Here is a 7,638-nt window from a genome sequence, read left to right on the forward strand (position 1 = left end):
AAAATTTTTTCCTATTTTAATAAGCTCAAAAAGTCTGAAACTGGATCATTTGGAACCATTTGAGCAGTAAGTTTAACACCTTTTTCCGCCAATTTGTGGAAATCTTCTACGTCTTTATCTACAACGTTGATTGAACGTGTGATAGAGCGAGTTTCTGGTGTTTGAGACATGTTGCCGACATTGACTGTTTCAAGCTGTACTCCTGCTTCAACCAAACCAAGGAAACGGTCAGGTTTGCGTGCTACAATCAAGAGACGTTGGCTGTCATATTTGCCAGCAAGGATATTCGCTGCCGCTTTATCAACCGGCAAGATACTAAGTTTTACACCTGGTGGTGTTGCAAGTTTCAATCCGCTCTTTTCAACATCGTTGTTCACAACCTCATTGTCAACGACCATGATACGTGAAACATTGAGTTTAGCAGACCAAAGATTGGCTACTTGTCCGTGGATCAAACGTCCATCGATACGGCATCCTACAATTGTCATAAGTTTTCCCCCTTTATGTGTTTTAGTGTAGGTTTACGAGTTAAATGTATGTGTTCTTTATAATCCCCTTCAGTTTCAAAGATAATGATGCGGTTAGCACCTTCTTTGAGATAGCTGTGTGGAATATAAAGCGATAAGGTTGGACCAACATTCCAGAAACGTCCTAGATTACGGCCATTGACATAGGCAATCCCTTTGCCAAACTCAGATAGTTCTAAGTAGGTGTCCTTGGGCTCCTTGACTTCAAAGTCAAAGGCGTAAAAGGCAGGTTGTCCTTCTGTCCATCCTTTTGAAAAATCAATCTTTTCAGGATTATCAAGTGGAAGCGGATAGTGTTCCCAATTAAGCATAAAGTGTAGGTCTTTGCAGACACCAGTTCGAATTCCTTTTCGTTGTGTATCTGCTAGGAACTTATGCCCGTAATTGACACGCCCCATATTTTCAATAAGGATGTCAAATCTAGAGAGCGCTTTCTTTTCTCCTTGATAGAAGATATCTTCTCCAATTTCAGTCTGGTACTGAGTTGCGACCCATTTCCCATCTACAAATAGTTGAGCTCTATCGCGTCCATCAATGATGCGGATGCGTTCTTCCTCTGCATCCCAGCTAGCTTCTGTACGATAGAGAAGGTAGCCGTAGCTTTGTCCCAACTCTTCCATTTTCTTAGGATAGAGACTTTCAGTTGGACTTGTTAAACTATCTAAGGTTTCAAATAGAGAAACTTTCTCAACCAGTGGAATGTTTTCAACTTCCATACTTTCTTTGTAAAGCGGTTCCAATTGTGGATACTCAGGATAATAAGTAGCCATCATTTCTTTAACTGCCATGTATTTAGCAGTTGGATTTCCAGCTTCATCAAGAAGAGCATCATAATCATAAGATGTTACTTGTGGTAAATCAATGGTTCCTCGAGCTGAACAACCATTCATAAAACCAAAGTTGGTTCCACCGTGGAACATGTAAAGGTTGATAGAGCCTTGCTCTAGAACCTCGTGAACAGCTTCTGCCAACTCTTCTGCATCACGCGTGATGACTGGCTCTTTCCAACGATTAAACCATCCATCCCAGAATTCCATACACATGAGCGGCCATTTCTTACCATACTCATCAAAGAACTCTTGCATTTGTGAGAAGTTGAAGTTAGCTTTCGAGCCAAAGTTTCCTGTTACAAAGAGATCATCTTCGATCAAGGTTCCAGCTTTCAAAGTAGCTCTCCATGGTCCATCAGATGTAAAGAGCGGACAAGTAACTGAACGTTCTCCCATCAATCGGCGAATCTCACGCAAGTATGTCTTGTCTTCACCGTATGAACCGTACTCATTTTCAACCTGCATCATGAGGATATTACCACCATTATCCAACAATCTTGGAACAAGACGTGGAAGTAAATGATCATAGTAACGTCCTACCATTTCAACAAAGGCTGGATCAGAGGAACGGATTCGCATGTCTTTAGTTAAAAGCCATGCTGGTAAACCACCGAACTCCCACTCTGCACAGATGAAAGGAGATGGTCGTACAATAGCATACAAGCCTAAATCCTGAGCTGTCTGAAGAAATTTGTCAATATTAAGATTGCCTTCAAAATTGAAGTTTCCTTCAGTTGGCTCATGCAAATTCCAAGCGACGTATGTTTCAACAGTGTTGAAACCTAAAGCCTTGAGATTGTATAATGAATGATACCAGTCCTCTTCAGGAATTCTAAAATAATGAATGGCACCAGATAAAATTTTGAATGGTTTCCCATCTAGGTAAAAATCATCCTCAATTTTAAATCTTGTCATTTCACCACCCCATACTTTTCCGTTTGCGCTTTCATTTGTTGTTATATTAAATAATAAACCAATGAAGCCATCTTGTCAATAGATTTTTAAAAAATTATTTAAAATTTTTCTTTTTTTTACTGAATTGTTTTCTAAAATTCTTCAAAAAAAGTATTTTATATTAAATTTTTTCCGCCTAAATGACTTGATTTCATGAATTTTTAATGGTAAAAAATATATAAGTCAATCACTTAGTCTATTATTTTATATTTTTATACTATAATACTATCATTTTCAAACTAATTATGGTAGAATCAAAATGGAAAAGGAAAAAATGAGGTGAAAATATGGCAATTCCAAAGTATCAATATATCAAAGATGAATTGAAAAACAAAATCATTTCAGGTCAATTCGCTAGTGGAGATAAGTTCTACACTGAAGCAGAATTGATTGCGATGTATGATGTAAGTTCAATCACTGTTGTTCGTGCCTTAAATGACCTTGCCAAAGACGGCTATATTGTCCGCCAACAAGGAAAGGGAACCTTTGTGGCTCGCGCACGCAAGCACAAACTTGTAGAATTTTCTGATGTAGAAATCTTCGAAACGAAAGATGATAAAGTCACGGTTCTTTCTATTGAACGTGGGAACGATCTTAAATATTTAGAAAAACTCGGCCTACGTGGCGATCAATTTTATTACAAAATTGAACGTATCCGTGAATCAAACGGTGTTACTTATATCTACCACACATCTTATATCCCTGAACAATACATCAATGCAAACTATCCAGATCTTGAATATTATAGTTCTATCTATAATCGTTTCAAATTAGACTACCACATTCATATGAATGACGAGCATTTTGAAGAAATCAATGAAATTGTATTTCCAACTCCAGAACATGCTGCTTCTATCCTAGGAATCGACTCCCAGTTCCCAACTGTTCTCCAAACAAAGACAACTAAGCTTGAATCAACTGGCCAAGTGTTGGAATACATTGAGACCTATAAACGTTCTGATTTCTACAAGATTAAGTTTATCTCATGTGATCGTGATCACTAAACATTAAAAAGTAAGTCTGAGACATTTGGTCTCGGACTTTTCTATTTTTATGCTAGCTGAGATTTCTCACGAAAAATTACCCAACAAGTTTAAACTATAATTTGGAGTAATTTTACTAAAAAGAGTTAAAAACTAAAATGACTCTAATTTAAGTACTTCTTATATTTTTTAAAGTTATTTCCCTAAAAAGCTTGACTTTACTAGATTCAGATAATACAATGGATTTAGTTTTGTGAAAACGCTACCAAAAATAACAGGGAGGTTACTTAATGAAACCAGAAAACAAACAGCGTTTCTCTATTCGTAAATACGCAATCGGAGCAGCTTCTGTATTGATCGGCTTTGCCTTTCATGCTCAGGCAGTTGCTGCTGATGGAGTCGTTCCAGCAACAGAGAATCAACCTACTCTTCAAGCCGCAGGAGAGGCGTCTCCACAGACTAGTGAGGAAAAGCTTGCGGAGGTCCCAGCAACAGAAACAGCAACTCCTGTAACTAACACAGAAGCTCCAAAAATCGAAAGCGCTCCATCTGTAGAAGAACACGTTTCAACTGAAGAAGCTCCAGCTAAGCCAGAAGTTGCTGAAGAAGCTAAGGAAGAAGACAAAAAAGTTTCTAAGGTTGAAGCTCCTGTAGTCACTACAGAGCGAGCAGCTCAAGTCAATGAAAAACTGGCTAAAAAGAAAATCGTTTCTATTGATGCTGGACGTAAATACTTCTCTCCAGATCAACTAAAAGAAATTATCGACAAGGCAAAACACTATGGCTATACTGATCTTCACCTTTTAGTTGGAAATGATGGCTTGCGCTTTATGCTTGACGATATGTCTCTAACTGTTGGTGACAAGACTTATGCCAGCGACGATGTCAAACGTGCTGTCGAAAACGGAACTAATGCCTACTACAACGATCCAAATGGTAATCACCTAACTGAAAGCCAAATGACCGACTTGATTAACTATGCTAAAGATAAAGGTATCGGCCTTATCCCAACAGTTAACAGTCCTGGTCACATGGATGCTATCCTTAATGCTATGAAAGAATTGGGTATTGAAAAGCCTAACTTTAACTACTTTGGCAAAGAATCAGCACGTACTGTCGACCTTGACAACGAAAAGGCTGTTGCCTTTACAAAAGCCTTGATTGACAAGTATGCCGCTTACTTTGCAGGCAAGTCTGAAATCTTCAACATCGGTTTGGATGAGTACGCTAATGATGCTACGGATGCCAAAGGATGGAGCGTTCTTCAAGCCTATAAATGGTATCCAGATGATGGTTTCCCAGACAAGGGTTATGATAAATTCATCGCCTACGCTAACGACCTAGCTCGTATCGTTAAATCTCACGGTCTTAAACCAATGGCCTTCAACGACGGTATCTACTATAATAGTGATACAAGTTTTGGTACCTTTGATAAAGATATCATCGTGTCTATGTGGACTGGTGGCTGGGGTGGTTACGATGTCGCTTCTTCTAAACTACTAGTTGAAAAAGGGCACGAAATCCTCAACACTAACGATGCTTGGTACTACGTTCTCGGCCGTAATGCTGATGGACAAGGTTGGTACAACCTTGATCAAGGTTTGAATGGTATTAAGAGCACACCAATTACCTCAGTTCCAAAAACTGAAGGAGCTGATATCCCTATCATCGGTGGTATGGTAGCTGCTTGGGCTGATACTCCATCTGCCCGCTACTCTCCATCTCGTCTATTCAAGCTTATGCGTCAATTCGCAAACTCAAATGCGGAATATTTCGCTGCTGACTACGAGTCTGCTGAACAAGCTCTTAAAGAAGTTCCAACAGACCTTACTCGCTACACAGAAGAAAGTGTTGCCGCAGTTAAAGAAGCTGAAAAAGCCATTCGTTCTCTTGATAGCAACCTTAGCCGTGCTCAACAAGATAGCATTGACCAAGCGATCGCAAAACTCCAAGAAGCTGTTGGTAACTTGACCCTTACTCCAGAAGCTCAAAAAGAAGAGGACGCTAAACGCGAAGTTGAAAAACTAGCTAAGAACAAGGTTATCTCTATCGATGCTGGTCGTAAATACTTTACACTAGACCAACTTAAACGTATCGTTGACAAGGCTAGTGAACTTGGCTACTCTGACATCCATCTCCTCCTTGGAAATGATGGACTTCGCTTCCTCTTGGATGATATGAGTATCTCAGCAAACGGCAAGACTTATGCAAGCGACGATGTGAAAAACGCCATCATCGAAGGAACAAAATCTTACTACGACGATCCTAATGGAACTACTTTAAACCAAGCTGAAATCACTGAGCTTATCCAGTATGCTAAGGACAAAGGTATTGGACTAATCCCAGCTATCAATAGCCCAGGCCACATGGATGCTATCCTTGTCGCTATGGAAAAATTAGGCATCGCAAATCCTCAAGCTAACTTTGACAAGGTTTCAAAAACAACTATGGACCTTGAAAACAAAGAAGCAATGAACTTTACAAAAGCCCTTATCGGCAAGTACATGGACTTCTTTGCAGGTAAAACTAAGATCTTCAACTATGGTACAGATGAGTATGCCAATGACGCTACCAACGCTCAAGGTTGGTACTACCTCAAGTGGTATGGCCTCTATGGTAAGTTTGCGGATTATGCTAATAGCCTAGCTGCCATGGCTAAAGAAAAAGGTCTTCAACCAATGGCCTTTAACGACGGCTTCTACTACGAAGACAAGGATGATGTTGAGTTTAATAAAGACGTTATCATCTCTTACTGGTCTAAAGGATGGTGGGGTTACAATCTTGCGTCTCCTCAATATCTAGCAAGCAAAGGTTATAAATTCCTTAACACGAATGGAGATTGGTACTACATTCTCGGTCAAAAACCAGAAGATGGTGGTGGCTTCCTCAAAAAAGCTATTGAAAATACTGAAAAAACTCCATTTAACCAGCTAGCTTCAACTAAATACCCTGAAGTTGACCTACCTACTATTGGTAGTATGCTAGCTATCTGGGCTGATAGACCAAGCGCTGAATACAAGGAAGAAGAAATCTTTGAACTCATGACTGCCTTTGCAGACCACAACAAAGACTACTTCCGTGCTGACTACAAAGCACTACGCGAAGAACTTGCTCAAATCCCTGAAAACTTAGAAGGATATAGCACAGAAAGCCTAGACGCTCTCAAAGTTGCTAAAGAAGCTCTTAACTACAATCTTAACCGTAATAAACAAGCTGAGTTGGATGCACTTGTAGCTAATCTTAAAGTAGCTAGACTAGGTCTTAAACCAGCCGCAACTCACTCAGGAAGTCTTGATGAAAGCGAAACTCCTGCTGCTGTTGAAAACCGACCAGAGCTTCTCGTTAAGACAGAAGAAATTCCTTTTGAAATCGTTAAGAAAGACAATCCTAATCTCCCAGCAGGACAAGAAAAAGTCATCACTGTCGGTGTCAAAGGAGAACGTACATTCTACGTCTCAGTTACTACTGAAAATGGTAAGGAAACCGAAACAGTTCTTGAAGACAAAGTCACAAAAGAACCTATCACTCAAGTGGTAGAGGTGGGGAACCCTGTCACTCACCTTGGTGATGAAAAAGGACAAGCTACTATTGCTGAAAACAAACCAAGAGTTGACATCCAAAATGAAGACATTTCATTTACAACTATTACTCGTGAAACTGATCAGTTACCTAAGGGACAATCTCGTATCGTGACTGAAGGTGTGAACGGTCGTCGTAGCCATTTCTACTCTGTGACTACTGCTGCGGATGGATCTGAAGTTAAGACTCTAGTAAGCAGTGAAGTAAGCCTAGAACCTATCACCCAAGTGGTAGAGGTGGGGAACCCTGTTACTCACCTTGGTGATGAAAAAGGACAAGCTGCTATCGCTGAAAACAAACCAAGAGTTGACATCCAAAATGAAGAAATTCCATTTACAACTATTACTCGTGAAACTGATGCATTGCCTAAGGGACAATCTCGTATCGTGACTGAAGGTGTGAACGGTCGTCGCAGCCATTTCTACTCTGTGACTACGGCTACGGATGGATCTGAAGTTAAGACTCTAGTTAGCAGTGAAGTGAGCCTAGAACCTATCACCCAAGTGGTGGAAGTGGGGAACCCTGTCACTCACCTTGGTGATGAAAAAGGGCAAGCAGCTACAACTGAGGAACTTCCTAAACTAGATGTCCAAAATGAAGAAATTCCATTTACAACTATTACTCGTGAAACTGATCAGTTGCCTAAGGGACAATCTCGTATCGTGACTGAAGGTGTGAACGGTCGTCGCAGCCATTTCTACTCTGTGACTACTGCTGCGGATGGATCTGAAGTTAAGACTCTAGTTAGCAGTGAAGTAAGCCTAG

Annotated in this window: 4 protein-coding genes; 2 read left to right on the top strand and 2 right to left on the bottom strand. The window is 40.1% G+C overall.

Going from position 1 to position 7,638, the window contains the following annotated elements; genetic code table 11:
* Positions 1 to 11: 11 nt before the first annotated feature.
* Positions 12 to 488: a PTS system mannose/fructose/N-acetylgalactosamine-transporter subunit IIB gene (locus tag QM887_RS04060; protein WP_414270627.1), complete on the bottom strand. Its 477-nt coding sequence runs from the start codon at positions 486 to 488 to the stop codon at positions 12 to 14.
* Positions 485 to 2,272, bottom strand: a complete 1,788-nt coding sequence (locus QM887_RS04065) for a glycoside hydrolase family 35 protein (RefSeq protein WP_414270628.1) — start codon at positions 2,270 to 2,272, stop codon at positions 485 to 487. The genes QM887_RS04060 and QM887_RS04065 overlap by 4 nt, the downstream gene beginning before the upstream one ends.
* A 326-nt stretch (positions 2,273 to 2,598) precedes the next feature.
* Between QM887_RS04065 and QM887_RS04070 the strand changes: the two genes are divergently transcribed.
* Positions 2,599 to 3,315: a GntR family transcriptional regulator gene (locus QM887_RS04070; protein ID WP_414270630.1), complete on the top strand. Its 717-nt coding sequence runs from the start codon at positions 2,599 to 2,601 to the stop codon at positions 3,313 to 3,315.
* Between the two features lie 269 nt (positions 3,316 to 3,584).
* Positions 3,585 to 7,638, top strand: a 4,054-nt coding sequence (locus QM887_RS04075; RefSeq protein WP_414270631.1) for a G5 domain-containing protein, incomplete at its 3' end; no start/stop codon positions are given.

This window comes from Streptococcus infantis, assembly GCF_047460875.1.
GTDB classification, from domain to species: Bacteria; Bacillota; Bacilli; order Lactobacillales; family Streptococcaceae; genus Streptococcus; species Streptococcus infantis_AA.

Excerpts from the sequence above, each read along its gene's own strand:
- QM887_RS04070 (WP_414270630.1), top strand. The coding sequence starts at position 2,599 with ATGGCAATTCCAAAGTATCAATATATCAAAGATGAATTGAAAAACAAA.
- QM887_RS04060 (WP_414270627.1), bottom strand. The coding sequence starts at position 488 with ATGACAATTGTAGGATGCCGTATCGATGGACGTTTGATCCACGGACAA.
- QM887_RS04065 (WP_414270628.1), bottom strand. The coding sequence starts at position 2,272 with ATGACAAGATTTAAAATTGAGGATGATTTTTACCTAGATGGGAAACCA.